The organism is Bradyrhizobium sp. 604_D8_N2_3 (genome assembly GCF_051810765.1).
Taxonomy (GTDB): Bacteria; Pseudomonadota; Alphaproteobacteria; order Rhizobiales; family Xanthobacteraceae; genus Bradyrhizobium; species Bradyrhizobium barranii.
Genome location: NZ_JBPWPM010000001.1, coordinates 7,638,952 through 7,665,151, shown reverse-complemented (window position 1 = coordinate 7,665,151; position 26,200 = coordinate 7,638,952). Strand labels below are relative to the sequence as shown.

The 26,200-nt window shown below is 64.6% G+C and carries 29 protein-coding genes; 27 read left to right on the top strand and 2 right to left on the bottom strand.

What is annotated here, in order from left to right:
* Positions 1–6: 6 nt before the first annotated feature.
* A complete protein-coding gene (flgF, locus tag AB7245_RS36795; RefSeq protein ID WP_071909949.1) occupies positions 7–735 on the bottom strand; it encodes a flagellar basal-body rod protein FlgF in 729 nt (242 codons plus the stop codon).
* A gap of 3 nt (positions 736–738) precedes the next feature.
* Entirely contained in the window at positions 739–1,539 is an 801-nt protein-coding gene (locus AB7245_RS36790; RefSeq protein ID WP_085405313.1) for a DUF1217 domain-containing protein, read from the bottom strand.
* A gap of 142 nt (positions 1,540–1,681) precedes the next feature.
* On the opposite strand from AB7245_RS36790, the gene motA reads away from it, so the two are divergent.
* The 27 genes from motA (at position 1,682) to flgK (ending at position 26,200) form a co-directional block, all read left to right on the top strand.
* Complete coding sequence (gene motA, locus AB7245_RS36785) at positions 1,682–2,578, top strand: flagellar motor stator protein MotA (protein WP_085405312.1); 897 nt, start codon at positions 1,682–1,684, stop codon at positions 2,576–2,578.
* On the top strand, positions 2,575–3,516 hold the full coding sequence (locus AB7245_RS36780) for a flagellar motor switch protein FliM (protein WP_028153460.1): 942 nt from the start codon (positions 2,575–2,577) through the stop codon (positions 3,514–3,516). Before motA ends, AB7245_RS36780 begins: the two co-directional genes overlap by 4 nt.
* Positions 3,497–3,811: a hypothetical protein gene (locus AB7245_RS36775; protein ID WP_063981296.1), complete on the top strand. Its 315-nt coding sequence runs from the start codon at positions 3,497–3,499 to the stop codon at positions 3,809–3,811. Before AB7245_RS36780 ends, AB7245_RS36775 begins: the two co-directional genes overlap by 20 nt.
* A gap of 76 nt (positions 3,812–3,887) precedes the next feature.
* Positions 3,888–4,262, top strand: a complete 375-nt coding sequence (gene fliN, locus AB7245_RS36770; RefSeq protein ID WP_063981297.1) for a flagellar motor switch protein FliN — start codon at positions 3,888–3,890, stop codon at positions 4,260–4,262.
* A 2-nt stretch (positions 4,263–4,264) separates the two neighbouring features.
* Entirely contained in the window at positions 4,265–5,305 is a 1,041-nt protein-coding gene (locus tag AB7245_RS36765) for a flagellar motor switch protein FliG (protein WP_014492656.1), read from the top strand.
* A 13-nt stretch (positions 5,306–5,318) separates the two neighbouring features.
* Positions 5,319–6,404: a flagellar biosynthesis protein FlhB gene (gene flhB / locus AB7245_RS36760; RefSeq protein WP_039153365.1), complete on the top strand. Its 1,086-nt coding sequence runs from the start codon at positions 5,319–5,321 to the stop codon at positions 6,402–6,404.
* 85 nt (positions 6,405–6,489) lie between these two features.
* Positions 6,490–6,870 carry a flagellar basal body rod protein FlgB gene (gene flgB / locus AB7245_RS36755; RefSeq protein WP_014492658.1) on the top strand — a complete coding sequence of 127 codons (381 nt, stop codon included), beginning with the start codon at positions 6,490–6,492 and terminating at the stop codon, positions 6,868–6,870.
* A gap of 11 nt (positions 6,871–6,881) precedes the next feature.
* Positions 6,882–7,298, top strand: a complete 417-nt coding sequence (flgC, locus tag AB7245_RS36750; RefSeq protein WP_014492659.1) for a flagellar basal body rod protein FlgC — start codon at positions 6,882–6,884, stop codon at positions 7,296–7,298.
* Positions 7,299–7,300: 2 nt separating this feature from the next.
* Entirely contained in the window at positions 7,301–7,630 is a 330-nt protein-coding gene (locus AB7245_RS36745; RefSeq protein WP_014492660.1) for a flagellar hook-basal body complex protein FliE, read from the top strand.
* A gap of 17 nt (positions 7,631–7,647) precedes the next feature.
* Positions 7,648–8,436, top strand: coding sequence for a flagellar basal-body rod protein FlgG (gene flgG, locus AB7245_RS36740; protein ID WP_085405310.1), 789 nt, complete (start codon positions 7,648–7,650; stop codon positions 8,434–8,436).
* A gap of 35 nt (positions 8,437–8,471) precedes the next feature.
* Positions 8,472–8,927, top strand: coding sequence for a flagellar basal body P-ring formation chaperone FlgA (gene flgA, locus AB7245_RS36735; protein ID WP_063986113.1), 456 nt, complete (start codon positions 8,472–8,474; stop codon positions 8,925–8,927).
* The gene (flgI, locus tag AB7245_RS36730; RefSeq protein WP_063981299.1) at positions 8,924–10,054 is read left to right on the top strand and encodes a flagellar basal body P-ring protein FlgI; all 1,131 of its coding nucleotides are present in this window, start codon (positions 8,924–8,926) and stop codon (positions 10,052–10,054) included. The genes flgA and flgI overlap by 4 nt, the downstream gene beginning before the upstream one ends.
* A 67-nt stretch (positions 10,055–10,121) precedes the next feature.
* Positions 10,122–10,892, top strand: coding sequence for a MotE family protein (locus AB7245_RS36725; RefSeq protein WP_063981300.1), 771 nt, complete (start codon positions 10,122–10,124; stop codon positions 10,890–10,892).
* The gene (gene flgH / locus AB7245_RS36720) at positions 10,893–11,588 is read left to right on the top strand and encodes a flagellar basal body L-ring protein FlgH (protein WP_028153467.1); all 696 of its coding nucleotides are present in this window, start codon (positions 10,893–10,895) and stop codon (positions 11,586–11,588) included.
* A 42-nt stretch (positions 11,589–11,630) separates the two neighbouring features.
* The gene (locus tag AB7245_RS36715; RefSeq protein WP_085405330.1) at positions 11,631–12,074 is read left to right on the top strand and encodes a flagellar basal body-associated FliL family protein; all 444 of its coding nucleotides are present in this window, start codon (positions 11,631–11,633) and stop codon (positions 12,072–12,074) included.
* On the top strand, positions 12,071–12,811 hold the full coding sequence (fliP, locus tag AB7245_RS36710; RefSeq protein ID WP_071909955.1) for a flagellar type III secretion system pore protein FliP: 741 nt from the start codon (positions 12,071–12,073) through the stop codon (positions 12,809–12,811). Before AB7245_RS36715 ends, fliP begins: the two co-directional genes overlap by 4 nt.
* Positions 12,812–13,072: 261 nt before the next feature.
* Positions 13,073–13,978, top strand: coding sequence for a flagellin N-terminal helical domain-containing protein (locus AB7245_RS36705; RefSeq protein ID WP_071909957.1), 906 nt, complete (start codon positions 13,073–13,075; stop codon positions 13,976–13,978).
* Between the two features lie 268 nt (positions 13,979–14,246).
* Entirely contained in the window at positions 14,247–15,158 is a 912-nt protein-coding gene (locus AB7245_RS36700; RefSeq protein WP_063981303.1) for a flagellin N-terminal helical domain-containing protein, read from the top strand.
* Positions 15,159–15,430: 272 nt separating this feature from the next.
* A complete protein-coding gene (locus AB7245_RS36695) occupies positions 15,431–16,339 on the top strand; it encodes a flagellin N-terminal helical domain-containing protein (protein ID WP_063981304.1) in 909 nt (302 codons plus the stop codon).
* A gap of 309 nt (positions 16,340–16,648) precedes the next feature.
* Entirely contained in the window at positions 16,649–18,277 is a 1,629-nt protein-coding gene (fliF, locus tag AB7245_RS36690) for a flagellar basal-body MS-ring/collar protein FliF (protein WP_063981305.1), read from the top strand.
* Positions 18,274–18,975, top strand: a complete 702-nt coding sequence (locus tag AB7245_RS36685; protein WP_085405308.1) for a hypothetical protein — start codon at positions 18,274–18,276, stop codon at positions 18,973–18,975. The genes fliF and AB7245_RS36685 overlap by 4 nt, the downstream gene beginning before the upstream one ends.
* A gap of 6 nt (positions 18,976–18,981) precedes the next feature.
* Positions 18,982–20,322 (top strand): MotB family protein, encoded by a 1,341-nt coding sequence (locus tag AB7245_RS36680; RefSeq protein ID WP_085405307.1) that lies wholly within the window; start codon positions 18,982–18,984, stop codon positions 20,320–20,322.
* Entirely contained in the window at positions 20,319–21,506 is a 1,188-nt protein-coding gene (locus AB7245_RS36675) for a chemotaxis protein (protein WP_085405306.1), read from the top strand. The genes AB7245_RS36680 and AB7245_RS36675 overlap by 4 nt, the downstream gene beginning before the upstream one ends.
* On the top strand, positions 21,503–22,828 hold the full coding sequence (fliK, locus tag AB7245_RS36670) for a flagellar hook-length control protein FliK (protein ID WP_085405305.1): 1,326 nt from the start codon (positions 21,503–21,505) through the stop codon (positions 22,826–22,828). Before AB7245_RS36675 ends, fliK begins: the two co-directional genes overlap by 4 nt.
* The gene (locus AB7245_RS36665; RefSeq protein WP_085405304.1) at positions 22,779–23,360 is read left to right on the top strand and encodes a transglycosylase SLT domain-containing protein; all 582 of its coding nucleotides are present in this window, start codon (positions 22,779–22,781) and stop codon (positions 23,358–23,360) included. The genes fliK and AB7245_RS36665 overlap by 50 nt, the downstream gene beginning before the upstream one ends.
* A gap of 97 nt (positions 23,361–23,457) precedes the next feature.
* Positions 23,458–24,690: a flagellar hook protein FlgE gene (locus tag AB7245_RS36660; RefSeq protein WP_063981311.1), complete on the top strand. Its 1,233-nt coding sequence runs from the start codon at positions 23,458–23,460 to the stop codon at positions 24,688–24,690.
* A 34-nt stretch (positions 24,691–24,724) separates the two neighbouring features.
* Positions 24,725–26,200 (top strand): flagellar hook-associated protein FlgK, encoded by a 1,476-nt coding sequence (flgK, locus tag AB7245_RS36655; protein ID WP_085405303.1) that lies wholly within the window; start codon positions 24,725–24,727, stop codon positions 26,198–26,200.

Below are 26,200 nucleotides of genomic sequence, written 5' to 3'. Positions count from 1 at the left end.
CGCAGTCTATTTGCCCGGCTCGCCCAGCGTCCGGATTGCGTTCTGGAGCGAGCTCTCGGTGCCCTCGATCATCGAATTGGTGCCGTCGAAGGCGCGCGAAGCCGCGATCAGCTTGGTCAATTCCATCATCGGATTGGCGCTGGAGCCCTCGACATAGCCCTGCTTGAAGCCGTCGCGGGAGAAATCGGCGATGGCGGTCGCGGGCCGGTCCGGCGTGACGCCGGAATTGCCGTAGCGCTCGAGATTGGCATCGGCGGGAATGTTGAACAGGCCGATGGAGCCGATCTCGTTGTTGTCCTGGGTGATCGCGCCGCTGCGGGCGATCGCGATCGGTCCGCCGTTCGGGTCGAGCGTGATCTGCGCGCCGCCGGCATCGATCACGGGGAAGCCGGACACGGTCTGAAGGTCGCCGTTGGGGGCGAGCTGGAGGCGGCCGTCCCGCGTATAGACCGTGCCGTTCGGGCCGGCGAAGGCGATCCAGCCCTGTCCGACCACGGCGACGTCGAGCGGGTTGCCGCTCTCGGTGATGCTGCCCATCTCGCGCGAGATGATGTTGTCGCCGGGCGAGGAGAAGGCGACCGGGTTCGCGCCGGCCTTCGACAGCACGGTCTCGAACTTTACGACGTCGGTGCGGAAAGCCGCCGTGTTGACGTTGGCGACGTTGTTGGCGATCGTCTGGAGGCGCTTTTCGAGGGCGACCTGCGCCGACAATCCCACATAGAGGGCCGATTGCATGACTTACTTTCCGAACCGGATGGACTGAAGCTTCGCGAGCATGTCGGTATCCAGGCCGGCCATCGACGACGCGCCGCCGATCAGGACCAGCGCGGAGTTGGTCGAGTTGCCATTGTTGATGTCGTTCTGGGCCTGGGTCGCATCCCACATCGCGGCGAAGCGCTGCACGAACTTGGTGACCTTGGCCGGGTCCTGGAAATCGGTGAGGTCGATCTTGCTCGTGATCAACTTGGCCTGGGCGTCGATGTTTGCCGCGCTGATGGTCGACGGCAGGCCAAGCGCGGTCTGGACCACCTGCGTCATCGCCTTGTCGGCGAGGATCTGGTAGGAGGTGCTGATGGTGGAGGCCTTGCGGGTGAAATAGAGCGCCAGCCGCAGACCCTCGTTCTGGTCGCCGGCCTTCTCCTCCATCGTCTGCGTGACGTATTGGGTCGCCGTACCGGTCGTGGCGGCGGCGGTCTGGGTCGCTTTGTCGCCGAGGGCGGCGAAATTGAAGGCGGCGGCGAACTGCCGGTAGCGGGTGTCGGTCAGCTTGTTGGCGAAGCTCTTGGAGTCGGAGACACCCTCGGTCAGCACCTTGCGCATGAACGCCTTGGCATAGGTCATGTCGCTGAGACCAAAGGCCTTCATCGCGTAGGAGTAGAGGCGATAGTCCTTCAGGAAGTCGTCGATCGTCTTCACATTGCCGATATGGCTGAGAAAATAATCGGTGTCGCGGCTGACGTCCGGCTGGGCCGCGACCTGCGTCAGCGATTTACCCATGTCCTTGGTCAGTCTGGTGTAGTCCGCGATCGTGGATAGCATGGCACGCGCCCCTCTGGCCGCCGTTGCGACTTCGTCTCAAGCTGCCGCCAATTGCTTGCGCGGGGCTGGCGACCACGAAGCCAGCCTCGCGCAAGCGTCGCCGACTAGATATTCCCGATGGGATCGGCGATGGAGTGGCGCGTTGCTCAGTTTCGTGGGGATTTTCATCACGGTAGCGGCACTGCTCGGCGGATTTGCCGCCATGGGCGGGCATCTGGCCGTGCTCATGCAGCCGTGGGAATTCGTGATCATCCTGGGCACCGCGATCGGCACCTTCATCGTCGCCAATCCGTGGAAAACGGTCGTTGATACCGGCGTGGCCTGCATGCAGGCCATCACCGGCGCGGTGCCGAGCGAGCGCTATTACCTCGATCTGCTCGGGGCGCTCCATGCCCTGATGCGGGAGCTCCGGGGCAAGGGCCGCAACGAGGTCGAGGCGCATATCGACGATCCCGCGTCCTCGGAGATCTTCAAGGCGTTCCCGAGCGTCCTCGGTGATCCGCCGTTGCTGCAGTTCATCTGCGACTATGTCCGCCTCATCATCATGGGCAATGCGCGCACGCACGAGATTGAAGCGCTGATGGACGAAGAGATCCACACCATCGTGAAGGCCAAGCTGGCGCCCTACAATTCGATGGTGGTCGTGTCCGAGGCGCTGCCGGCGCTCGGCATCGTCGCCGCCGTGCTCGGCGTCATCAAGGCCATGGGCGCGCTCGACCAGTCGCCGAAGCTCCTTGGCGGCTTCATCGGCGCGGCGCTCGTCGGCACCTTCGCCGGCATCTTCCTGTCCTACGGCGTCCTCTCGCCCTTCGCGATCAAGATCAAGATGACGCGAGAGAAGCGCTGCCGGCCCTATATCATCGTCAAGCAGACGCTGCTGGCGTTCATGAACGGCGCCATGCCGCAGATCGCAGTCGAGCACGGTCGCAAGATGATCGCGAGTGGCGAGCGGCCGTCGATCGACGTGGTCGAGAACGAGACGATTGCAGGTCCCAAGGCCGTCGCGACCGAGACTGAACCGAAGGCTGCCCGCGCATGATGACGGAAGACCTCGACGTCGATCAGCGGAAGCAGTTGCCGAACTACCTGCTGGACGCCGCCGGCATATCGATCGAACGCATGCCGATGCTCAATGTGATCTTCGATCGCATGGCGGCGTCGTGCACCGACAGCCTGCAGCCGATGGCCGGAACGCCGTGCTACTTCTCCGTCAACGGCATCACCAACGACCCGCTCGGCGACATCATCAAGGACTATGAGGGCAACGCGGTTGCCGCCGTGCTCTATGCCGAGCAGTGGGACTCGCGCGTCATCATCATGCTGGATCGCGACTTCGTATTCACCATGGTCGAGGCGATGTTCGGCTCCGACGGCGCCGAACCGCCGCTCGACGTCGAACGCACCTTCTCGAACATCGAGATCCGGCTGGTCCAGGCACTGTTTGAGCGGTTCGCCAAGGCGCTGCAGGGCGCCTTCGCCGGCACCTCCAATGTCACCTTCCGTGTCGAGCGAGTCGAGACGGCGATGGCGTCGCTCGCGATTGGGCGCGCCAGCAATATGTCGATCTGCGCGAACATGATGGTGCAGGCGCTCTATCGCGGCGGCCAGATGTTCCTGATCATTCCGCACTCCGCGCTCAATCCGCTCAGGCAGAAGCTCGCCCACGTCGTCGTCAGCGACGGCCGCGCGGCTGATCCGCGCTGGCGCGAGCAGATGGAGAGCGAGGTTCACCGTACCGAAGTGACGCTGAGCGCGGTGCTCGACGAGAAGATGATTTCCCTCGAGGACGTCGTGCAATTCAAGGTGGGGCAGGTTCTGGAGCTCGAGGCCACGCCACGCACGCTGGCCCGGCTCGAGAGCAACAACCAGGTGCTGTTCTGGTGTCAGATCGGCCAGCTCGATGGCTATTACGCCATGCAGGTGGCGGATCCCGTCGATCAGAAGCGGGAGTTCGTCGATGATATCCTATCTCGTTGATGCCGTGCTGCTGATCGCGCTGGCGTTCACCAGCATGAGGGTGACCCGGATGCACCGCGAATTGGCGCGGCTGCGCAGTTACCAGGGCGAGTTCTCGACCATCGTCCACGAGACGGCGGGCGCCTTCGACACCGTCATCACCGCCGCGCATGATTCCACTGCAAATCTCGGCCGGCTCGCCAATGTGCTGAGCACGAAGATAGATCAGGCCCACGAGGCGATTGCGGCGCTCGACGCGCGGAGCGGGCTCCAACCGGCCTCAACCGTGAGCGGCGCCGAGGCGAACAAGCATTGAATTCGGGACTTGCAGAACACGTGCGATCGGACCGTCGCGGCGCTCCGGGAGCGGAAATACCAAGAGGCGATACCAAATGGCGCAATCTTTCGACTATGAGTCTGCATCGGCATCGGGAGAGACCGATGCGTCTCCGCTGGAGCGGCTGGCGGAGATCGCCGCGCGCACGGCGGAGGAAACCGGCAAATTCGCCAATGTCGATGCCATCCTGCGCATTCCCGTCACGATGCAGGTGGTGCTGGGATCAGCGACCATTCCGGTCGCGAACCTGATGAAGCTCGGCCGCGGCGCGGTGGTTCCACTCGATCACCGCGTCGGCGAGCCCGTCGACGTCGTGGTCAATGGCCGCGTCGTTGCCCGCGGCGAAGTGGTCGTCGTCGAAGAGGACAATTCCCGCTTCGGCGTCTCGCTCACAGAGATCGTCGGACCGCTGGGGCAGGGTGATACCTGATCATGGCGGCACAGGTCGGCGTCGCTCCTATCAAGCAGCGAGGCGTTGCCACGCTAGGCGGAACGGAAAAGGTCGCGGCACTCCTGCTGGCCATGGGCCGGCAGGCGGCCGCGAGCGTGCTCTCGCAGTTCGAGCCGCAGGATATCCGCATCGTCACCAAGGCCGCGGCCGAGCTGCGGCCGATCACCGCGCAGGAGCTCGAGTCGATCGTCGAGGAGTTCGCTCAGCAGTTCTCGATGGGCGCCAACATTCTCGGCACCATCGGCGGTCTCGAAGCCGTGCTGGGCGACGTGCTGCCGGCCGACCAGGTCTCGGCAATCATGTCGGACCTGCTCGGCAATTCGAGCCGGTCGGTGTGGGACCGCGTCTCGTCGGTGTCGGAAAACTCGCTGGCGACGTACCTCTCCAAGGAGCATCCGCAAACCGCGGCGCTGATCCTGTCCAAGGTCAAGCCGTCCTGCGCCGCCAAGGTGATGAGCCAGCTGCCGTCGAGCCTGCGCAATGAGCTGATGCGGCGCGTCCTCAGCCTCAAGCCGATCGTCGACGACGCCATGAAAGTCCTCGAGAAGACCTTGCACGAGGACCTGACGCTCAATTTCGCCCGCAACCTCGGCGCCGACACCTACGCGCGCGTCGCGGACATCATCAACAAGATGGAGCGCGGCCATATCGAAGACATGCTGAAGAGCTTGTCGGAGAAGCGTCCGAAGTCGGCCGAAGTTCTGAAGGAACTGCTGTTCACCTTCGACGACGTGGTCAATTTGACCCCGAAGGCGCGCACCATGATCTTCGACCAGGTGCCGACCGATCGCATCGTTATCGCGCTGAAAGGCACGGACAAGCATTTCCGCGAACTCATCCTGTCCTCGGTTGCCTCGCGCGTCCGCCGCGTCGTCGAGCACGAACTCGCCATCGGCGAGCCGTCGAACCAGCGCGATGTGCTGGAGGCGCGTCGCGTCATCACCGACCTTGCACTCGACCTGGCGGAAAAGGGCGAAATCGAGCTCAACCCCGAGCAGGAGGACGAGCTGGTCTTCCGCTGACCGCTGAACGGGCATGGCAGAAACATCCGATCAGGAGAGCAAGACAGAAGAGCCGACCGAGAAGAAAGTCCGCGATTCGCTCGAACAGGGCAAAATCCCGGTCTCTCGGGAGGCTTCTATCTTCGCCTCGATGGCCGCGCTGATGGTGATCCAGGCGTTCCTGATCGGCCAGGGCGTACAGCAATTGACGCCGACGCTGAAGAGCCTGCTCGACGATCCCGAAGGCTTCCCTCTCAGCAACGGCGCGGACGCGCGCAACCTGCTCACGGTGGTGGGCCTCGAGGCGTTGCGATTCCTGGTGCCGCTGGTCGTCACCCTGGCGGTGTTCGGCCTCGCCGCATCGTTGCTGCAGAATGCGCCGCGCCTGGTGCTGGAGCGCATCAAGCCGCAGCTGTCGCGAATCTCCCCGATCAGCGGCTGGAGCCGGCTGTTCGGAACGCAGGGCCTCGTCGAATTCGCCAAGTCGCTGTTCAAGCTCGTCTCGGTGACGGTCGTCGTCGTGTTCGTGCTGCGCTCGTCCGAAGCCAGGGCGTTCGAGGCGATGTACACGGATCCGGTCGCGCTGCCGGAGATGATTCTCAACATCGCGATGCGGATCGTCTCGGCGATCTGCATCGCCACCATCGTCTTGGTCGCGATCGATCTCGCCTGGGCGCGCTTCCACTGGCGGCGCGAGCTGCGCATGACCAAGCAGGAGATCAAGGACGAACACAAGCAGGCGGAAGGCGATCCTCTGATCAAGGCGCGCCTGCGCTCGCTGGCGCGCGACCGGTCGCGCCAACGCATGATCGCGTCCGCCTCGCGCGCGACGCTGGTGATCGCGAACCCGACGCACTTCGCGATCGCCCTGCGCTACAAGCGCGAGGAAAATGCAGCGCCCATGGTCGTCGCCAAGGGCATGGACGTGATCGCGCTGAAGATCCGCGAAGTCGCGGAGCAGAACCGGATCCCGGTGATCGAGAACAAGGCGCTGGCGCGCGCGCTCTATGAGGCGGTTCAGGTCGACCAGGTGATTCCGGCGGAATTCTTCCGGCCGGTCGCCGAGATCATCTACTTCCTGCAGTCCAAGCAGGCGCCGCGGACCGAGAAGGTTCAGTAGATTTCCGAGCATAGCGTCGGCTGCATCAGCCTGACGAAAGCTTGCGGCCCTAAACTTAATCTTAAGAAATCAGCATGGGGCCGTCGTGGGACCGCTTTATCTCTTCGAACTCGCATCGTCGCAGGCGCGGTACCTCGAGCTCCGCCAGTCGACCATCGCGACCAACGTCGCCAACGCCAATACGCCGGGCTTCAAGGCGCGCGACGTCGAGCCCTTCAACAAGGTGCTCGACGCCACGCCGGTCAGGCTCGCGACGACGTCGCCCTCGCACATGCAATTGTCCGCGGCCGAGACCGATACGCGGAAGACCGCGAAGAAGGACAGCTGGGAAGTGGTTCACTCCGGCAACTCCGTCAGCCTCGAGCAGGAAATGATCAAGGGCAGCGACGTCAGTCGCGACTACTCGATGAACTCGGCGGTCGTGCGGTCGTTCCACCGCATGCTGCTGTCGAGCGCGAAGAGCTGAGGTGAATTGACATGCTGGACTCACTGCAAGCGTCATTGACAGTCGCGAGCTCCGGGCTCGAAGCGCAGTCGACGCGCATGCGCATCGTTTCGGAAAACCTTGCCAACGCGACCTCGACGGGGCGCACGGCCGGCGCCGATCCGTATCAGCGCAAGACCATCACCTTCGATGCCGCCATGGACCGCGCCTCGGGCGCGCAGCTTGCGAAGGTCAAGGAGATCGGGGTCGACACCACGCCGTACCGCGTGGAGTACGAGCCGGGACATCCCGCCGCCGACAAGGCCGGTTACGTCAAGCTGCCGAACGTCAACATGATGATCGAGATGGCCGACATGCGGGAAGTCAACCGATCCTATGAAGCCAATCTCCAGGTCGTGAAACAGGTGCGGTCGATGCTGGGCATGACCATCGACCTGCTGAGGAGCTGACAATGCTTGAGGCAATTTCATCCACCGCGATTTCCGCCGGGCAAGCGGCGAGCCGCGCGACCGAGACGCAGGCCATCGCGCCGGCGGCACCGACCGCCATTCAGTCCACCGACGATGTCGGATTCGAATCGGTGATGAAGCAGGTGACGACGGACGCGATCGGGACGCTGAAGGCGGGCGAAGCGGCGTCGATCTCGGCGATGCAGGGCAAGGAATCGACCCGGAAGGTCGTGGAGGCGCTGATGTCGGCCGAGCAGGCCTTGCAGACCGCGGTCGCGGTTCGCGACAAGGTCGTGCAGGCCTACCAAGAAGTCGTCCGGATGTCGATTTGATCTGAGGGAATGAAGCTGTGAAATCGCTCGCCATTGCGGCCACGGGCATGAACGCCCAGCAGACCAACATCGAAGTCATCGCGAACAACATCGCCAACATCAATTCGACGTCGTACAAGCGTGCGCGCGCGGAATTCACCGATCTGTTCTACCAGATGGACCGCATGCAGGGCGTCGCGAACGTCAATGGCTCCTCGCCGATCCCGGAAGGCTCCAATCTCGGCCTCGGCGTCAAGTCGACGGCCATCCGCAAGCTGCACATCCAGGGCGCGCTCACGCAGACCGGCAACCCCTACGACCTCGCGATCAACGGCCGCGGCTGGTTTCAGGTGCTCGGCCCGAACAACGAGGTGCAATACACCCGCGCCGGCTCGTTCAGCCCCAACGCCAACGGCCAGCTCGTCACCACCGACGGCTATCTGCTGGATCCCGCAATCACGATACCGCAGGGAACGGTTCAGGTCGTCGTCAACCAGACCGGACAGGTGTTTGCCAAGCTGGATACGGAAGTGAACCCGCGGCAGATCGGCCAGCTCAACCTCGCCAATTTCGCCAACGAAGCGGGCCTCGAGCCGCTCGGCAGCAACCTCTATCGCGAGACCACGGCGTCCGGCACGCCGGTCGTCGGACTGCCGGGCGATTCCGGATACGGCAAGCTCAACCAGCAATATCTCGAAGCCTCGAACGTCGACCCGGTCAAGGAAATCACCGAGTTGATCTCGGCGCAGCGCGCCTACGAAATGAACGCCAAGGTCATCCAGGCCTCGGATGAAATGGCCCAGACGGTCTCGAAGGGCATGCGCTAGTTCCGGTGTTCTCGATGTCGAACAGGGTGGGCTTGATGGTGCGCGGGTTGGCCGCCGTGCTGCTGGTTCTCGTCTCGGCGCGCCTCGCTGCGGCCGAGGAGAAGCGGCTTCCCGTGCCGGCCGTGTCGATCCGCGCCGGCGAGCTGATCCGGGACGACATGATCACGGAACGTGCCTTCGCGCCGAATGTGCTCGGCGTTGCCATGTTCATCGAAGGACGCCAGATCCTGGTCGGACGCATGGCACGGCGCGCGCTGCTGCCGGGCCAGCCGATTCCGACCAATTCGGTGGAGGATCCCTGGACGATTGCCCGCGGCGCCATGGTCAAGGTCGTGGTGGAAGACAGCGGCCTGTCGATCGTCACCTACGGCGCGGCGATGCAGTCGGGCGCGACCGGCGCGCTCATCCCGGTGCGAAACACCGACACCGGCGTGATCATCAGAGGCGTCGTCCAGCCGGACGGCACCGTCAAGGTCGTGGATGGATCATGACCAGATTCCTGCTTGCGCTCATCCTGCTCGTTTCCGCCGCCAGCGCCCAGGCGGCCGTCCGCATCAAGGACATCGCGGACATCAAGGGATTGCGCGAAAACCAGATCGTCGGTTACGGCCTCGTCATCGGCCTGAACGGCACCGGCGACACGCTCCGCAACGCTCCGTTCACGGAGCAGTCCCTGCAATCGATGCTCGAGAACATGGGCATCAACGTCAGGAACGAAACCACGAGCACCAACAATCCCCCGCGTCCGACGACGCTGCGCACACGCAACGTCGCAGCCGTCATGGTGACCGCGGATTTGGCGCCCTCGATCGGGGCGGGCGAGCGCATGGACGTGACCGTATCGTCGCTCGGCGATGCGACCTCGCTGCTCGGCGGCACGCTGGTGATGACGTCGCTGCGGGCGGCGGACGGCGCGGTCTATGCGGTGGCGCAAGGCGCGGTCACGGTCGCCGGTTACAGTGTGGGAGGGCAGGCACAGAACGTCAGCCAGGGCACGCCGACGGCGGGCCGCATCCCGAACGGTGCGCTGGTCGAGCGCGAGGTGCAGGGAAGCCTCCACGAGATGGAGTTCCTGGTGCTGGAGCTCAAGAACCCTGATTTCGTCACCGCGACACGCATTCTCGACGCCATCAACGGTTACGCCGGTGGCCGCTACCGCGCGCAGATCGCCTTCGAGCGCGACTACCGCACCATCGTGCTGTCGAAGCCGCGCCATATCGGCCCCGTCCGCTTCCTCGCCGAAATCGGCGAGTTGACGGTCGAGCCGGACACGCCGGCGCGAGTGGTGATCAACGAGCGGACCGGTACGGTGGTGATCGGGCGCGACGTGCGCATATCGACCGTCGCCGTGACGCATGGCAACCTGACGGTTCGTGTCACCGAGCTTCCCGTGGTGTCGCAGCCGGCGCCGTTCTCGCGAGGGCAGACGGTGGTCGTTCCCCAGACGGTGGTCGAGGCCAACGAGGCCGGATCGCAGGTGGCGATCCTGAGCGGCGTCGACCTCCAGCGCCTGGTGCGCGGGCTGAACCAGATCGGCTTGAAGCCGTCGGGCATCATCGCGATCCTCCAGGCGATCAAAACGGCCGGCGCACTCCAGGCCGACGTCATCGTGCAATGATGCACAAGCGTCGTGCAAGCTTGGTCGCTCAATGCTCAGGTCTCGACCGAGAATCGCACGCGGCCCGATGCTGAAGCTGGATCACAAAGCCAAACTCCTCCTCCTGGTCGCGGCCTGCGCGCTCGGATGCGCTTCGCCCGTTCTGGCGCTGGATGAGGCCAAGCCGTCGAAGCCGCTCAACCTGCTGTCGTTCGCGCGTGCCCGCGCGCCCGGACCGCAGAAGCCGTATCCGGCGGCCTCGTCGATACCGGGCGACAATGCGTCGTTCCGGGCGACGGCGTGGGCCGCCGAAGATTCCGGACCTGCGATCACGGGGGCCGTGCCGGCTCCCGAGAAGCCCGCGCCAGCGCCCGCAGTCGCGCCCGCGCGCCCGGCCAAGCCGGGCAGCGTCACGGCGCCGCCGAAGCCCGCACCGGCACAGGCTGCCGTACCTGCGGACAATGAGGTCGCCCTGTTCTGCAGCAATGTCGCCGACCCCGCCGTCGATGCGCGGCTGGCCTGGCAGCTCAGGGAGCTGGAGAAGGCCGAGACCCAGCTCCGGGAGCGGATCGCCGAGGTCGAGGCCAAGCGCGCCGAATACGAGAAGTGGATGGCGCTGCGTGACGACTTCCTGAAGAAGGCCGAAGCCAGCGTCGTCGAGATCTATTCGCGCATGAAGCCGGATGCCGCGGCGACCCAGATCGCCGGGATGGCGGACGAGACCGCCGCCGCCGTGCTTGCAAAACTCAGTCCGAGGAGCTCGAGCGCGATCTTCAACGAGATGGAGACGGCACGCGCGGCGCACCTTGCCGATCTGCTCGGCGGAATGCGTCGCGTGGATGACGGAAAGACCAAATAGATGAAGAATCTGATCCTCATCCTGCCGCTCCTGATGCTGACCGGGTGCATCGGCGATCCCGCGGAAGTGCTGACCGGTCCGCGACTGTCGCCGGTCGGCACCGGCCTGAGGACACAGGCCGATCCGATTCCGGTGACGCCCCGCATGCGTACGCCCGTCAGCTATCGCTCGACCTGGGACGACGGCACGGATCTCTATCGCGATCCCCGTGCCCGGCGCACCGGCGACGTCGTGACCGTCATCATCTCGATGCAGGACAAGGCCAAGCTCGACAACAAGACCGATCGTTCGCGCGATTCGCAAATCAAGTTCGGGCTGGATTGGCTGATGGACGTCGCCGGATGGCAGGACAAGGGCTCGACCAGCGCCAATCTGAACACCAACACCCAGATCAAGGGGAACGGTCAGATCGATCGTACCGAAGACATCAAGCTGTCGATTGCCGCCATCGTCACCGACGTGTTGCCCAACGGCAATATGATGATCAGCGGCTCGCAGGAGTTCAAGGTCAATACCGAGATGCGCGTGCTCAACGTCGGCGGCATCGTGCGTCCGCGCGATATCTCGCGCACCAACACGATCTCCTACGAGAAGATCGCTGAGGCACGCGTGGCTTATGGCGGTCGCGGAAATCTGTCTGACGTGCAGCAGCCTGGATGGGGACATCGGATCTATGACGCCGTGGCACCATTCTGAGAATCGCGCCGACCGCGCCGCGCCGCGAGGGCAGGGGACGTGATGCGCCTGATTGCGGCCATTGTGGTGCTGACCCTGATCGCGATCGGTGCGGGCGCGGTTGCCGGCCTGCAGCTGTTCGCGGCCGCGGAGCGCGCCGCCGACGCGAAGAAGAGCGCCACGCCGCCGCCCCTTGCCACGAGCTACGCCGGCAGTGCACGGCTGAGAAAGCTGTCCCCGATCGTGACCAATCTCGCCGCGCCGGCCAACAACTGGGCCCGTGTCGAAGCCTCCATGGTGACCGAGAGCATGAGCGACGAGGATGCCGGCATCCTGGCCGCCCATATCAGCGAGGACATCGTGACCTATCTGCGGTCGGCATCGGTTGGCCAGTTCGAGGGATCGCGGGGTCTTCAGCATCTGCGCGACGACCTGACGGAGCGCGCCAATATCCGCTCGTCGGGCAAGATCCGCGAATTGATCATTGAGACCTTGGTGATTCAGTGAGAGTGAGAGTCCTGCTGCTCGCGTTGGTTCTGGTCGTGCTGCCCGAGGTGGCGCTGGCCCAGATTCCGGACCTCAACTCGCTGCTGCCGCCGGGCAACGGCTCCACCAGCGGCCGCATCATCCAGCTGATGGCGGTGATCACGGTGATGTCGGTGGCGCCGGGACTGCTGATCATGGTGACGAGCTTCACGCGATTTGCGGTGGCGCTGTCGTTCCTGCGCTCCGGTCTCGGCCTTCAGACCACGCCGGCCAATCTGGTGCTGATCAGCCTCGCGCTGTTCATGACCTTCTACGTGATGGCGCCGACCTTCGACCGCGCCTGGGAAACCGGCGTCCAGCCGCTGATGAAGAACGAGATCTCGGAGGAAGAAGCTTATCTGAAGATCACCGATCCGTTCCGCGAGTTCATGCTGGCCCATGTCCGCGACAAGGATCTCCAGACCTTCGAGGCACTCGCCGCGGAGAGCTTCCGCAAGAAGTTCGACGACAAGCGCATCGACATGCGCGTCATCATTCCGGCCTTCATGATCTCCGAGCTCAGGCGTTCGTTCGAGATCGGATTCCTCATCATCCTGCCGTTCCTGGTCATCGACATGATCGTGGCGACGCTTACCATGTCGATGGGCATGATGATGATGCCGCCGACGATCATCGCGCTGCCGTTCAAAATGCTGTTCTTCGTGTTGATCGACGGCTGGAACCTGCTGGCCTCCGGACTGGTGCGGTCGTTCTCGTAGCGACCGCGATCGCCGGCCGGTTATGGTTAGCGAAAAGTGCCGGTCTATGGTTAGCAGAGGGTAATGTTAACTATATGATATTACAGCGAAATTCAAGCCGATCTTAATCTCGGCGCAAGATTCGACGTGCTAGCAATGCGGCACGGCGGGTTGGACCCCACCCACATCAGTCCAAAGGCATGATGCCGCCCCTCCGTACCGGTGAAAGCCCGGTATGTCCCCTCGTGAAAATGTAACGCGTACATCAAAGGGACATTCGCAATGTCAAGCCTGCTTACGAACTCGACCGCCATGACCGCGCTCCAGACCCTGCGGTCTGTCAGCTCGCAACTCTCCACCACGCAGAACCGGATCTCGACCGGCCAGCGCGTGGCCACCGCTTCCGACAACGCCGCCTACTGGTCGATCGCAACGTCGATGCGCGCCGACAACGCCGCGCTCTCCGCCGTCTCCGACTCGCTCGGTCTGTCGGCTGCGACGGTCGACACCGAATATACCGCTCTGACCACGGTTATCGGCAACAAGGACTCCGGCCTGACCAAGCTGCAGGCGCTGCTGGTCGAAGCCAAGACCGCTGGTATCGACCGCACCAAGATCCAGGCGGACGTCACCCAGATCCAGCAGCAGATGAAGGCGACAGCCAATGCGGCGACCTTCAACGGCGTGAACTGGCTGAGCACGACCGCCACTACCCCGGCGACCGTGAACCTGGTGTCGTCGTTCTCCCGCGTCGGCAGCACGCCGACCACGGGCTCGATCACCCTGACCACCGCCAACTACTCGCTCTACACCGCGACCCAGGGCGGCTTCCTGGACAAGGTGAGCGGCGCGGCGTCGATCGACACGCTCAGCATCGCGGCGCTGACCGACTCCGCGGCTGACCAGACCACGCTCGATGGCTACATCGCGCAGGTCACGGCCGGGATCAACTCGGTGGCCTCGGCCGCCGCCGACCTCGGCGCCGTCAAGACCCGTATCTCGACCAACACGGACTTCGTGAAGTCGCTGATGGACTCGGTTGATCGCGGTATCGGCCAGCTCGTCGACGCCGACATGAACCAGGAGTCCACCCGCCTGGCGGCCCTCCAGGTCCAGCAGCAGCTCGGCGTGCAGGCGCTCTCGATCGCCAACAACAGCAGCCAGAGCATCCTGTCGCTGTTCCGCTAAGCCTTAGACCATCTGGGGAGGGCCGCGCTTCTCGCGAAGCGCGGCCCTTTCGTTTGGTGTGTTGCCGCGCGCACGCCGCAAATTCGGCTGCCCTGTTGCAGTCCGGGCACAGAGCCACAAGCCTCGCACAAGCTTCGCGCGCTATCGTCGCCGCTACGACAGGTTGGGCCTGCTTTTTCGCCGCCCAAAGGCATGACGCCGCCCTGTCGTACCGGTGCAAGCCCGGTATGTCCCCAAAAACAGTTCAATCTTCAAAGGGACATCAAAAATGGGTTCAAGTCTGCTCACCAACTCGTCTGCAATGACTGCGCTGCAGACCCTCCGCAATGTCAGCTCGCAGCTCGCGACCACGCAGAACCGGATCTCGACCGGCCAGCGCGTGGCCACTGCTTCCGACAACGCCGCCTACTGGTCGATCGCGACGTCGATGCGCGCCGACAACGCCGCGCTCTCCGCCGTCTCCGACTCGCTCGGTCTGTCGGCTGCGACCGTCGACACCGAATACACCGCTCTGACCGCGGTTGTCGGCGACAAGACCGGCGGCCTGACCAAGCTGCAGGCGCTGCTGGTCGAAGCCAAGACTGCTGGTATCGACCGCACCAAGATCCAGGCCGACATCACCCAGATCCAGCAGCAGATGAAGGGTACCGCCAATGCGGCGACCTTCAACGGCGTGAACTGGCTGAGCACGACCGCGACCACGCCGGCGACCTTCAACCTGGTGTCGTCGTTCTCGCGCGTCGGCGGCACGCCGACGATCGGGTCCATCACCCTGACGATCGCCAACTACTCGCTCTATACCGCGACCCAGGGCGGCATCCTGGACAAGGTGAGCGGCGCTGCATCGATCGACACGATCAGCATCGCGGCGCTGACCGACTCGACGGCTGACATGACCACGCTCGATGGCTACATTGCGCAGGTCACGGCCGGGATCAACTCGGTGGCCTCGGCCGCTGCCGATCTCGGCGCCGTCAAGAACCGCATCTCGACCAACACGGAGTTCGTCAAGACCCTGATGGACTCGGTGGATCGCGGTGTCGGTCAACTCGTCGATGCCGACATGAATGCGGAATCGACCCGCCTTCAGGCCTTGCAGACCCAGCAGCAGCTCGGCGTTCAGGCGCTCTCGATCGCCAACCAGAACAGCCAGAGCATCCTGTCGCTGTTCCGCGGCTAAGCCTCAAAACCATCCGGGAAGGCCGCGCTTCTCGCGAAGCGCGGCCTTTTCATTTGGCGTACGCTCGTCACGCGTCGTGACCTCCTGGCTCACGTGTTGCGGTCCAGCCACGTCGCCACAAGCCTCGCACAAACTTCGCGCGCTATCGTCGCCGCTACGACAGGTTGGGCCCGCTCTTCGGCCGCCCAAAGGCATGATGCCGCCCCGCCGTACCGGTGCAAGCCCGGTATGTCCCCAAAATCAATTCAATCCGTTTCAAAGGGACGTCAAGAATGGCCTCGAGCCTGCTTACCAACTCCGCTGCAATGACCGCGCTCCAGACCCTCCGGAGCGTCAGCTCGCAGCTCGCGACCACGCAGAACCGGATCTCGACCGGCCAGCGCGTGGCCACTGCTTCCGACAACGCCGCCTACTGGTCGATCGCGACGTCGATGCGCGCCGACAACGCCGCGCTCTCCGCCGTCTCCGACTCGCTCGGTCTGTCGGCTGCGACCGTCGACACCGAATACACCGCTCTGACCGCGGTTGTCGGCGACAAGACCGGCGGCCTGACCAAGCTGCAGGCGCTGCTGGTCGAAGCCAAGACCGCTGGTATCGACCGCACCAAGATCCAGGCCGACATCACCCAGATCCAGCAGCAGATGAAGGGTACCGCCGATGCGGCAACCTTCAACGGCGTGAACTGGCTGAGCACGACCGCCGCCACCCCGGCGACCTTCAACCTGGTGTCGTCGTTCTCGCGCGTGGGCGGCACGCCGACGATCGGGTCCATCACCCTGACGATCGCCAACTACTCGCTCTATACCGCGACCCAGACCGGTATCCTGGACAAGGTGAGCGGCCCGGCGTCGGTCAACACGATCAACATCTCCGCGCTGACCGACTCGACGGCTGACCAGACCACGCTCGATGGGTACATCACGCAGCTCACCACTGCGATCAACTCGGTGTCCTCGGCCGCCGCCGACCTCGGCGCCGTCAAGAACCGCATCTCGACCAACACGGAGTTCGTCAAGACCCTGATGGACTCGGTGGATCGCGGTGTCGGTCAACTCGTCGACGCCGACATGAATGCTGAATCGACCCGCCTTCAGGCCCTTCAGACTCAGCAGCAGCTCGGCGTTCAGGCGCTCTCGATTGCCAACCAGAACAGCCAGAGCATCCTGTCGCTGTTCAAGTAAGCTTCGGCTTTGGAAACAACCGTGCTCCCCCCGGGAGCACGGTCCCTGCCATGACCGGCGGGTGTGGCGGCACAAGATGTGCCCGTAATGGAAGTTCTTCCGACGCCAGACGTCATGCAACACGCCGCAGCCGATTGCGCTGCCATGCGCCCGTGCGCCCGCTTGTTGCTGCTGAGTTGATCGCGTCGTCCAGGACCCTTGTAAAATTGCAACGCCTCGCCCGCGAACCGACACATTCGCCTCCTCGCGCAACCTTCAGACAAGGTTGGCAGCGGAGTGTCCCATACGTTCGCATTGGTACGAGGTCACATGCTGCTCAGTCGTGCGCAGGTACAGCAACTGCTCAACAATCTGCTGGAGCTTGGGCCGCGACGCCTGATGGCCTTGGGACTGATCGGCTTTGCCGTTCTCGTCACCGTCGTCGGCGGCGCCTATTATCTGAGCCGGCCTGAGTTCGAAACGCTCTATACAGGCCTGAATCGCGAAGACGTGACGCGCATCGGCGCCGCGCTGCGCGAGCAGAATATCACATTCGACGTCAATACGGCCGGCGACGCCATCTCGGTGCGCCCGAGCCAGACCATGCAGGCGCGGATGCTGCTTGCCGAGAAGGGGCTGCCGACCAGCGCCAATTCCGGCTACGAGCTGTTCGACAAGATCGGCTCGCTCGGCCTGACCTCGTTCATGCAGGAAGTGACCAAGCTGCGGGCGCTGGAAGGCGAGATCGCGCGCACCGTGCAGTTGATGAAGGGCGTCAAGGCGGCGCGGGTGCATATCGTGATGCCGGTGCGCGGCTCGTTCCGGGCGACGCAGCAGCCGCCTTCGGCGTCGGTCGTACTGCGCACCGACGGCGCGATCGAGGCGCGCACGGCGCAGTCGATCCGCCACCTCGTCGCGGCGGCCATTCCCGGCATGAGCCGCGACAAGGTGACGGTGCTGGATGCCGATGGTTCGATGCTGCTCGCCGAAGAGGACGAAGCCAGCGCGGCCCCGACCAAGATGGCGAGCCTCCAGAAGACGGTCGGCGGGATGGTGCAGGAGAACATCCGCAAGGCGTTGACGCCATATCTCGGTCTGGACAATTTCGAGGTGAGCGTCGCGCCGCAGCTCTCCACCGACAAGCGGCAGACCAACGAGACGGTCTACGACCCGGAGAGCCGCGCCGAGCGTTCGGTCCGGAACGTGCGCGAGAAGGAATCGTCGCAGAATGCGGACCGTTCGACGCCGACCACGGTGCAGCAGAACCTGCCGGACCAGCAGGTGAATAGCGGCGGCACGAAGAATTCCAGCGAGGACAAGACCCGCCGCGAGGACGTCACCAATTTCGAGGTATCGTCCAAGACAACGACGACGGTGAGCGACGGCTATTTGGTCAAGAAACTCTTCATCGCCGTGCTGGTCAATCGCGCGCGGCTCGTCGCCGATCTCGGCGACAAGAGCAACCAGGCGATCGTCGACAGCAAGCTCGCCGAGATCAGCCAGCTCGCGGCGACGGCAGGCGGACTGGACAAGCAGCGCGGCGACCAGATCCAGGTCACGGCCGTCGACTTCATCGAAGGCTCGCGCGAACTGGCGCCGGTGCCGCCGATCAGCTTCGTCGAGATGATCAACAAGCAGCTCGGCAGCGTCATCAATGCGGTCACCATCCTGGCCGTTGCCTCGATGCTGGTCTGGTTCGGCCTTCGCCCCGCGGTCAACGGCATTCTGACGCATCGCGCAGCGCAGGAGCAGACCGAGGCGGCCGAGGCCGCCGAGCTCGAGGCTGCAACGGCCCTTGCACTGGCCGACAGTCAGGACCCCGAGCTCAACCTCGTCGAGGATCTCGAAGGCAAGATGCAGCGGACGCCGCAGAAGCGGCTGGAGCAGATCGTCCGGCTCGATCAGATGCAGGCGGCAGCAATCCTTAAAGACTGGATGCGACGCGAGGAGGCAGCATGAACGCGGCTATCGGAAAACTCCTGACGCAGTTCGACGCGAATGGGCGGGCCAAGTCTCCGCCGCCGCCTCCGCCCCCCAAGATCCAGGATGTGCTGACAAGGCCGATGGAGGTGCGGCGCGAGCCTCAGCCTCAGCCGCCGCGTCAGGTCCAATCGCAGCCGCAGCTTCAATCGCCGCTTCCGGCGCCCGAGGCGGAAGCTCCGTCGGCCAATCTTCTCGAAGATGCCTATCGTCGCGGTCACGCCGCCGGTGTCGCGGAAGGCGATGCCAGGGTCGCCGAGGAGCGCGTTCGCAGCGCGATCCGGCTCGGCGAGGAGCGGGCCAAATGGTCCGACCAGCAGGCGGCCACGATCGTGGGCGGCTTCGAGACGGCCTGCCGCGAGATCGAAACCAACATCGCAAGCTCGGTTGCGCGGATATTGCTGCCTTTCCTCGCCGACGCCGTCCGTGACAAGGCGATCGGATCGCTGGTCGAGCAGATCGCAGCGCTGACCGGCAATTCGCCGGTGCCGGTGTTCAAGATCACCGGCCCGGGCGAATTGCTCGATCTGGTGCGCTCGCAGCTCCAGACGGCCCGGCGAACCGGGATTGAATACGAAGCCGCCGACACTTTCGAGGTCCGTGTTGTCGCCGACCAGACCGTGATCGAGACGCAGATTGCGGCGTGGAGCGAACGTCTGAACGAGGCGCGCCGGTAGTCCGCCATGGAAGAAGTCAAGCACGAGCTGGTGATCATCCGCAGGCGCAGCGCCTTCGCCGAGGAGGCGCATCACGGTGGCGTCTGGAAGATCGCGTATGCGGACTTCATGACCGCGATGATGGCGTTCTTTCTGGTCATGTGGCTGCTCAATGCGCTCAACCAGGACCAGAAGCAGGTGGTCGCGAGCTATTTCAACCCGATCAAGCTCGCGGAGAACGCACCCGCTCCGAAGGGCCTCAAGGATCTCAGCAAGAAGGAGCCGACGCAGTTCGAAGGCCAGGACGGCAAGCGTCAGCCGGCCGGGCCGAACGAAGAACGTCGCGGAGACTCGCCGACGGCGGAGAAGCCTGCCTCCTTCGAAGAGAAGGTTCTGTTCCGCGATCCCTATGCGACGCTTGCCGAGATCGCCAACAGCGCGAACCAGGCCTCGGGCCAGCGCCGTGCCGGCGCGCTGACCTCCGCCGAAGAGGACGGCCTCAAGGGCGGCGATGCCTACCGCGATCCCTTCGATCCCGGCTATTGGAAGTTGACGCCGCAGACGTCCAAGGATGCGGATCACTTCGTCGACAGCGAGCCAAAGCCGAACGCGTCCGCGCGCGACAACGCGTCCGGGACAGGTCAGGGCGAGCCGCAGGCGCAACGTGCCAAGCAGGACGATGCCGGCGGAAGCGTGGCGCCGAACGCGGACGCGTCGTCTGCAAGCCTGTCGCCCCTGCTGCCGCCGGGGCCTGCGCCTTCGCAGGCTCAACGCGATGGCAGTGCCCAGGCAAATGCGCCGCAACCGGGCGCCCAGGCTGGCGCTCAAGCCAATGCCGCCGCGCAGCCACGCCCCGGCGATCAAGCGAAGAATTCCGAATCGCGCGATGCGGCACAGACCCAGCAGCCGACCGTCAAGCAACTACAGTCCGCGATCGCGGATGCACTATCGGACATCAAGGCCGGTGCGGGCCCGGTGGCCGAGGTGCGCCAGGTCGAGGAAGGCCTTCTGATCAGCCTGACCGACGATGCGAGCTTCGGGATGTTCGCGGTCGGCTCGGCCGAGCCGCGGCCTGAGCTGATCCGCGTGATCGACAAGATCGGGCCGCTACTGACGAAGCGCCAGGGCATGATCATCGTCCGCGGCCACACCGACAATCGGCCGTACAAGTCCGAGAATTACGACAATTGGCGGCTGTCGACCGCGCGCGCGCAGATGGCTTACTACATGCTGGTCCGGTCCGGTGTCGATGCGCAGCGGATCGAGCATGTCGAAGGCTACGCCGATCGGCGGCCGAAACTCACGAATGATCCTGCTGCCGCTCAGAACCGCCGGATCGAGATCCTGATCCGGGAGAAGCGCCCTTGATCAGGCCGCTCCTGCGCGCCGCGCTGCTGCTGCTGCCGTTCACGACGGTGTGCGCGTTTGCCGATCCGGCACCGTCCCCGGCATCAACCTCGGGCGAGCCCTATGAGCTCGTGCGCACCTTGCAGACGGTGCAGGATGGCATTGCCCGTGGCGACACCGCTGCGCATGGCAGCCACATCGCGCTGACCCGGCAGGTCGGCGAAAAGTTCCTCGCCGCCGATCCGGGCGTGTGGGGCAACGCGCAGAACGGCCAGGCCGTCATCATCTACTTGCTCAGCGGCGGCGGGCCGCAGGTCGTCCGAAAGCTGCCGCGCGACAAGCTGAACGTCGACGAGCGGCTGTTCAATGGTGCGCTGGCCTATGTCGAAGGCCGCCAGGACGAAGCGCGCGAACTGCTCAAGGACGTCAAGCCGCGCACGCTGCCAACAGGCCTGGGCGGACAGGTCGCGCTGGTCCAGGGCGCGCTGTTCGCGCGCGCCGAGGCATCGCTCGCGATCGAGCGCCTGGACGACGCGCGGCTGCTGTTGCCGGGCACGCTGGTGGAGGAGGCGGCACTGCGGCGCGAGATCCTGCTGGTCGGGCAGGCCGAGGATTTCGACAAGTTCGAGTTCCTGACGCTCGCCTATATCCGCCATTACCGCAACTCGGTCTATGCCGGGGACTTCTGGCAGCGCTTCGCCTCCGGCCTGACGCAATCGAGCATTGCTCTCGACGAGCGCCGCTTTGCGCGGATCGTCACTCTGCTGGAGCAGATCGACCGCGCGAGCCGCCTCAAGCTTTATCTCGTGATCGCGCGCACCGCGATGGTGCATGGACGGCTGGCGGTGACCCGGCTTGCAGGCGAGCGTGCGCTGACGCTTAGCGCCGACGCGTCGGAGGATCGCGAGCGCGCGCATTTCTTCCGCGGCGTCTCGCGGGCGCTCACTGACGAGTATGACGGCGGTGTGGCCGAGTTGAAGGCCCTCGACCGCTCGAAGTTGCCCGAGCGCGACGTTCCGTTGCTAAATGCGACGTTGCAGCTCGCACTCGATGTCCGCAAGCCGTTCGCGGGCGGATCCACCGCCGCCGCCGACAAGCCTCCGGTCACGCCGGCGCGTCTCGATCTCGCCGCGTCGACCGAGACGCTTGCACGCGCGCGGAAGCAGCTCGGCGAACTCGAACGCCTTACCAGGGATCGCCCATGACGAAGCTCAGTGGAACCTCCGGACAGGTCTTTTCGGGTCTCGCCGAAAGCCTCAACGTGCGCGGCGCATCGCGCTCGGGAAAATCCGCCGGAACGAAATCGCCGGCAGATTCGTCGTTCAACGATCTGCTGCACACCGTCTCGAATCTCGCGAAGCGGGCGCTCAACGACGAGGGCGGCAACACGAGCGCGAAGGCCGGATCGTTGCGCACGCACCTCGCGCGCCCGGCCGACAAGGACAAGACGGCGCGCGAACGCACCGAGGCCGACGACGAGTCCGAACCCATTCGCAAATCGTCCGACGAGAAAACTGAAAGATCGCCGGAGACGCAAACTCCGGTCGACCACGGCGCGAAGACCGATGTTTCGGCCCGATCGAGCATTCCGGCGGTCGTCGAACAGCAGTTCGCCGCCGTGCCGGCCGTGAAGCCGCTGCTGCAATCGCCGGCGGGCGACAAGAAGGACGCGCCTGCGCGCGACGAGCGCTCTGCCACGACGAAGCGTGAGGTCCAGGGCACCGCGAAGGTCACCTCTGCCGAGCCCGCGCCGCCCGCTGCCGCTTCAACGGGCACGCGCTCGCAGGCCGCGCCTTCGCAGGCGGCGGCAGCCGCGCAACAAGGCAGCGATGTGTCGTCGAAGCCAATGCCCGCGACGCAAGGCTTCGAGGCCGTCACGGCCAATGTCGAGCGCGCCGTCAAAGCCTCGGCGCGGGACGCATTGCCCGAAGCGACCAAGGTTACCGTGGTCCAGCAGGAGACCCATCTGCCACCGGCGCAGTTCAGCGCCCCGCAGCAAGTCGCCAACGCAGTCGTCGCCGAGCTGAAGGAATCGCCGGCTCCGACGGCGTCCACCGCCCCCGATCTCGCGACGTCGCAGACCAATGCGCCTGAGCCGCTCAAGATCCTGACGATCAATCTCGAACCGCCGGCGCTCGGCAACGTCACGGTACGCCTTCGCCTCGTCGGCTCGGAGGTTTCAGTTCACCTCGCGGCCGCGCGCAAGGACACCAGCCTGATGCTGGATCAGCAGCGCGACTCGATCCGCGATCTCATGCAGTCGGCGGGCTATGTCGCCGACGTCGCGCCCGTGCAGCACGGCTCGCTGGACGGATTCCAGAGCGGCTCCGGCCAGCCGCAGCCGCAGCTCTCCGGCCAGCAACAGCCATCGTCGCAGTCGCAAGGCACGTTCGGCGGCGCCGGCACGTCGTCCGGGCAATCGGACAGCGGTGCGAAGCAGGCCCGGCAGGAGCGCCAGTCCAACGAGGAGACGCGTCATGACCAGGACGTGGGGCCGCATACTCGCCGCGGCCCTGTTTATCTGTAGCGCGGGCGCCGCGGCAGCGGCGACCGACAACGCGCGCCCTTGCGAGCGCGAGATGGCGCGCGCGTCCCAGCAGCATGGGATTCCGCTCGGCATTCTCTATGCGGTCGGCCTCACCGAGACCGGACGGCGCGGTTCGCTCCACCCTTACGCGCTCGGCGCCGACGGCCAGACCGTGTTCGCCAAGGACATGAACGACGCGATCGCGAACTTCGAGACGATGCGCAGCAAGGGCATCAAGCTGATCGACCTCGGCTGCATGCAGATCAACCATTATTATCACGGCGACAAGTTCACGTCGGTGCGCGCGATGTTCGATCCCGCGAAGAACGTTGAATACGCCGCGCGCTTCCTGAAAGAGCTGAAGCAGCGCGAGGGCAGCTGGACCATGGCGGTCGCGCGCTACAACGCAGGCCCCAACAATCAGCCCGCGCAGAAGCGCTACGTCTGTCACATCGTCGCGCATCTCGTCTCCAGCGGCTTCGGCGCGTGGACCGACAAGGCGCGCTCGTTCTGTCAGCCGAAGACGACATGACCGCTACAACCTGAAAGTTGTGCACGGATCCCAATCATCAGCTCCGCGCAAGCAAGAACCCGCATTGTAGATACAACCTGACAAAGGAGCCTACTTCATGAGCCTGTATGGTGTTATGCGCACCGGCGTTTCCGGAATGAGCGCGCAGTCCAACAAGCTGTCGACGGTTTCGGACAACATCGCGAACGTCAACACGACCGGTTACAAGCGGGCTTCGACGGAATTCTCGTCACTGATCCTGAAGAGCGGCTCCGGCAATTACGACTCCGGCGCCGTCGAGACGACGGTTCGCTACGCCATCAGCGACGCGGGACACACGCAGTTCACCACGTCGACCACGGACCTCGCCGTGCAGGGCAACGGCTTCTTCGTGGTGTCGAACGCCGCCAACACGCAGCAATATCTGACGCGCGCCGGCTCGTTCGTGCCGGACGCCCAGGGCAATCTGGTCAACGCGGCCGGCTACTACCTCCTGGGCCAGCCCGGTAAGGTGACCAATTTCTCGCAGAACAGCCTGTCCGGCATGCAGATCGTCAACATTGCCCAGGTTTCGCAAGTGCCCGTGCCGTCGACGGCGGGAACGCTCACGACCGGCAATCTGGATCCGAAAGCGGCTGTGATCGCCGGTCCGCCCGGGCCGGCGTCATATTCGTCGAAGAGCTCGATCGTGGCCTACAACAATATCGGCCAGGCCGTTACGCTCGACGTCTACATGTCCCACACGGCGACGGCCGCCGGCTCTGACACCTGGCAGCTTCAGGCTTACAACTCCGCGACAGGTGCGTCGGTCGGTGCCGCCACCACTTTCACCTTCGATACGACCGCAGCCGGCAAAGGCACGCTGGCCGCGGCGAGCCCGACGACTCTCGCCCTCACCGTTCCCGGCGGTGCGGCGATGAGCCTGGACCTGTCGAACATGACGCAGGTCGGAACCGACTTCAGCTTCAAGGCGACTGTCAATGGCAGCGTTCCATCGGCCATCGACAAAGTCGATGTCGACGATTCGGGCTTCGTGACGGCGATCCTCAAGAACGGTCAGCAGCTGACGCTCTACACCATCATGCTCGCCGACGTCGCGAGCCCCGACAACCTGACGCCGGAGCCCGGCAACGTCTATTCGACCAACATGAATTCCGGCAACGCGCAGGCCGGGAATGCCGGTACCGGCGGTCTCGGCACTGTCCAGTCGGGCGCGCTGGAGGACTCCAACGTCGACCTCGCGGACGAACTCACCGGGATGATCGAGGCGCAGCGCGGCTTCACTGCGAATTCGAAATCGTTCCAGACCGGCGCCGATCTTCTCGACGTCGTCGTCAACCTGAAGCGCTGAATCCTCAAGCGCTCATTCCGGGCAAGAGCAGATCATGTCCCTTACCGCCGCTCTCGACTCCGCTCGTGCGTCGCTCATGGCGTCGGGTATCCAGTCGTCGACGATCTCGCGCAACATAGCCGGTGCCAGCGCCGCCGGCTATTCGCGCAAGATCGCCGTGCTGGACAATCTCCCCGGGGCCGGCGTCTATGTGGCGGCGATCCAGCGCGCCGCCAGCTCGGGTCTCTATAATAACGTCCTGATCGCGACGTCTGGGTCCGCCAAGCAGAATGCGATCCTGGACGGTCTTCAGAAGATATCGGCCTCGACTGTGGACGATCCCGAACTTGGGCAGTCGCCGGCCGCCCAGCTCAACAAGCTGAAGCAGGCGCTCCAGCAATATGCCAACGCTCCGGACAACACCACGCTGGCGCAGGCGGCGGTCACGTCCGCCAAGGACATGGCGACCGCGCTCAACCAGGCCACCAAGACCGTGCAGACGGTGCGCCAGGGAGCGGACGCCGACATGGCGACTTCGGTCGGGAATATCAATCAGCTCCTGACCCAGTTCGATAAGGTCAACACCGCGATCGTGAAGGGGACGATCGCCGGCGACGACGTCACCGATTATCTCGACCAGCGCGACAACATCGTCTCGAAGATGTCGCAGGAGGTCGGCGTCTCGATGACGCTGCGCGCCAACGGCGACGCGGCGCTCTACACCGACAGCGGTGTCGTGCTGTTCGACAAGACGGCGCGCGCGGTCAGCTTCGCGGCGACCAACATCTATACGCCCGGGACCACCGGGAATGCTGTCTATATCGACGGTGTCCCGGTCACCGGCGCCAATTCCGTGATGCCGATCAAGACCGGCAAGCTCGCTGGCCTCGCCCAATTGCGCGACAACGCCACGGTCACGTATCAGAGCCAGCTCGACGAGGTCGCACGCGGCCTTGTCGAATCCTTCAAGGAGGTCGACCAGTCCGGCGCCGCGCTGCCCGACCGGCCCGGCCTCTTCACCTATCCCGGCTCACCCGCGATGCCCGCAAGCGCGACCGTCTCGGTCGGCCTGGCCGGCTCGATCAGCGTTGCCGCGTCGGTCGACCCGGCCCAGGGCGGCAATCCCAACCTGCTGCGTGATGGCGCGATCAGCGGCAACGTCGCCTACAGATACAACACCACCGGCAATGCCGGCTACTCGACCAGGCTGCAGCAGCTGATCGGCAACATGGATGCGTCGCAGCCGTTCGATGCAACCACGCAAGGCAAGCCGAGCGGCAGCTTGATCGACTTCGCGGCGTCGTCGACGAGCTGGATCGAAAACCAACGCAAGGCCGCGGACGACAGCGCCACCTACCAGAACACGCTGCTCGATCGCAGCACCGCGGCGCTGTCGAACGTCAGCGGCGTCAACATGGACGACGAGATGTCCTTGATGCTTCAGGTCGAACGTACCTATTCGGCGTCGTCGAAGATCATCTCGACCGTCGACCAAATGTTGCAGAGCCTGCTGGCTGCCGTGGGGAATTAA

Coding starts and splice junctions, on each gene's coding strand:
- AB7245_RS36665 (WP_085405304.1), top strand. CDS start 22,779: ATGACCAGGACGTGGGGCCGCATACTCGCCGCGGCCCTGTTTATCTGT.
- AB7245_RS36765 (WP_014492656.1), top strand. CDS start 4,265: ATGGCGGCACAGGTCGGCGTCGCTCCTATCAAGCAGCGAGGCGTTGCC.
- AB7245_RS36790 (WP_085405313.1), bottom strand. CDS start 1,539: ATGCTATCCACGATCGCGGACTACACCAGACTGACCAAGGACATGGGT.
- AB7245_RS36780 (WP_028153460.1), top strand. CDS start 2,575: ATGATGACGGAAGACCTCGACGTCGATCAGCGGAAGCAGTTGCCGAAC.
- AB7245_RS36705 (WP_071909957.1), top strand. CDS start 13,073: ATGTCAAGCCTGCTTACGAACTCGACCGCCATGACCGCGCTCCAGACC.
- AB7245_RS36715 (WP_085405330.1), top strand. CDS start 11,631: ATGCGCCTGATTGCGGCCATTGTGGTGCTGACCCTGATCGCGATCGGT.
- AB7245_RS36660 (WP_063981311.1), top strand. CDS start 23,458: ATGAGCCTGTATGGTGTTATGCGCACCGGCGTTTCCGGAATGAGCGCG.
- flgC (WP_014492659.1), top strand. CDS start 6,882: ATGCTGGACTCACTGCAAGCGTCATTGACAGTCGCGAGCTCCGGGCTC.
- flgA (WP_063986113.1), top strand. CDS start 8,472: ATGGTGCGCGGGTTGGCCGCCGTGCTGCTGGTTCTCGTCTCGGCGCGC.
- flgH (WP_028153467.1), top strand. CDS start 10,893: ATGAAGAATCTGATCCTCATCCTGCCGCTCCTGATGCTGACCGGGTGC.
- AB7245_RS36775 (WP_063981296.1), top strand. CDS start 3,497: ATGATATCCTATCTCGTTGATGCCGTGCTGCTGATCGCGCTGGCGTTC.
- AB7245_RS36725 (WP_063981300.1), top strand. CDS start 10,122: ATGCTGAAGCTGGATCACAAAGCCAAACTCCTCCTCCTGGTCGCGGCC.
- AB7245_RS36700 (WP_063981303.1), top strand. CDS start 14,247: ATGGGTTCAAGTCTGCTCACCAACTCGTCTGCAATGACTGCGCTGCAG.
- flgK (WP_085405303.1), top strand. CDS start 24,725: ATGTCCCTTACCGCCGCTCTCGACTCCGCTCGTGCGTCGCTCATGGCG.
- AB7245_RS36680 (WP_085405307.1), top strand. CDS start 18,982: ATGGAAGAAGTCAAGCACGAGCTGGTGATCATCCGCAGGCGCAGCGCC.
- flgF (WP_071909949.1), bottom strand. CDS start 735: ATGCAATCGGCCCTCTATGTGGGATTGTCGGCGCAGGTCGCCCTCGAA.
- flgI (WP_063981299.1), top strand. CDS start 8,924: ATGACCAGATTCCTGCTTGCGCTCATCCTGCTCGTTTCCGCCGCCAGC.
- fliN (WP_063981297.1), top strand. CDS start 3,888: ATGGCGCAATCTTTCGACTATGAGTCTGCATCGGCATCGGGAGAGACC.
- AB7245_RS36695 (WP_063981304.1), top strand. CDS start 15,431: ATGGCCTCGAGCCTGCTTACCAACTCCGCTGCAATGACCGCGCTCCAG.
- flhB (WP_039153365.1), top strand. CDS start 5,319: ATGGCAGAAACATCCGATCAGGAGAGCAAGACAGAAGAGCCGACCGAG.
- fliK (WP_085405305.1), top strand. CDS start 21,503: ATGACGAAGCTCAGTGGAACCTCCGGACAGGTCTTTTCGGGTCTCGCC.
- AB7245_RS36745 (WP_014492660.1), top strand. CDS start 7,301: ATGCTTGAGGCAATTTCATCCACCGCGATTTCCGCCGGGCAAGCGGCG.
- fliF (WP_063981305.1), top strand. CDS start 16,649: ATGCTGCTCAGTCGTGCGCAGGTACAGCAACTGCTCAACAATCTGCTG.
- AB7245_RS36685 (WP_085405308.1), top strand. CDS start 18,274: ATGAACGCGGCTATCGGAAAACTCCTGACGCAGTTCGACGCGAATGGG.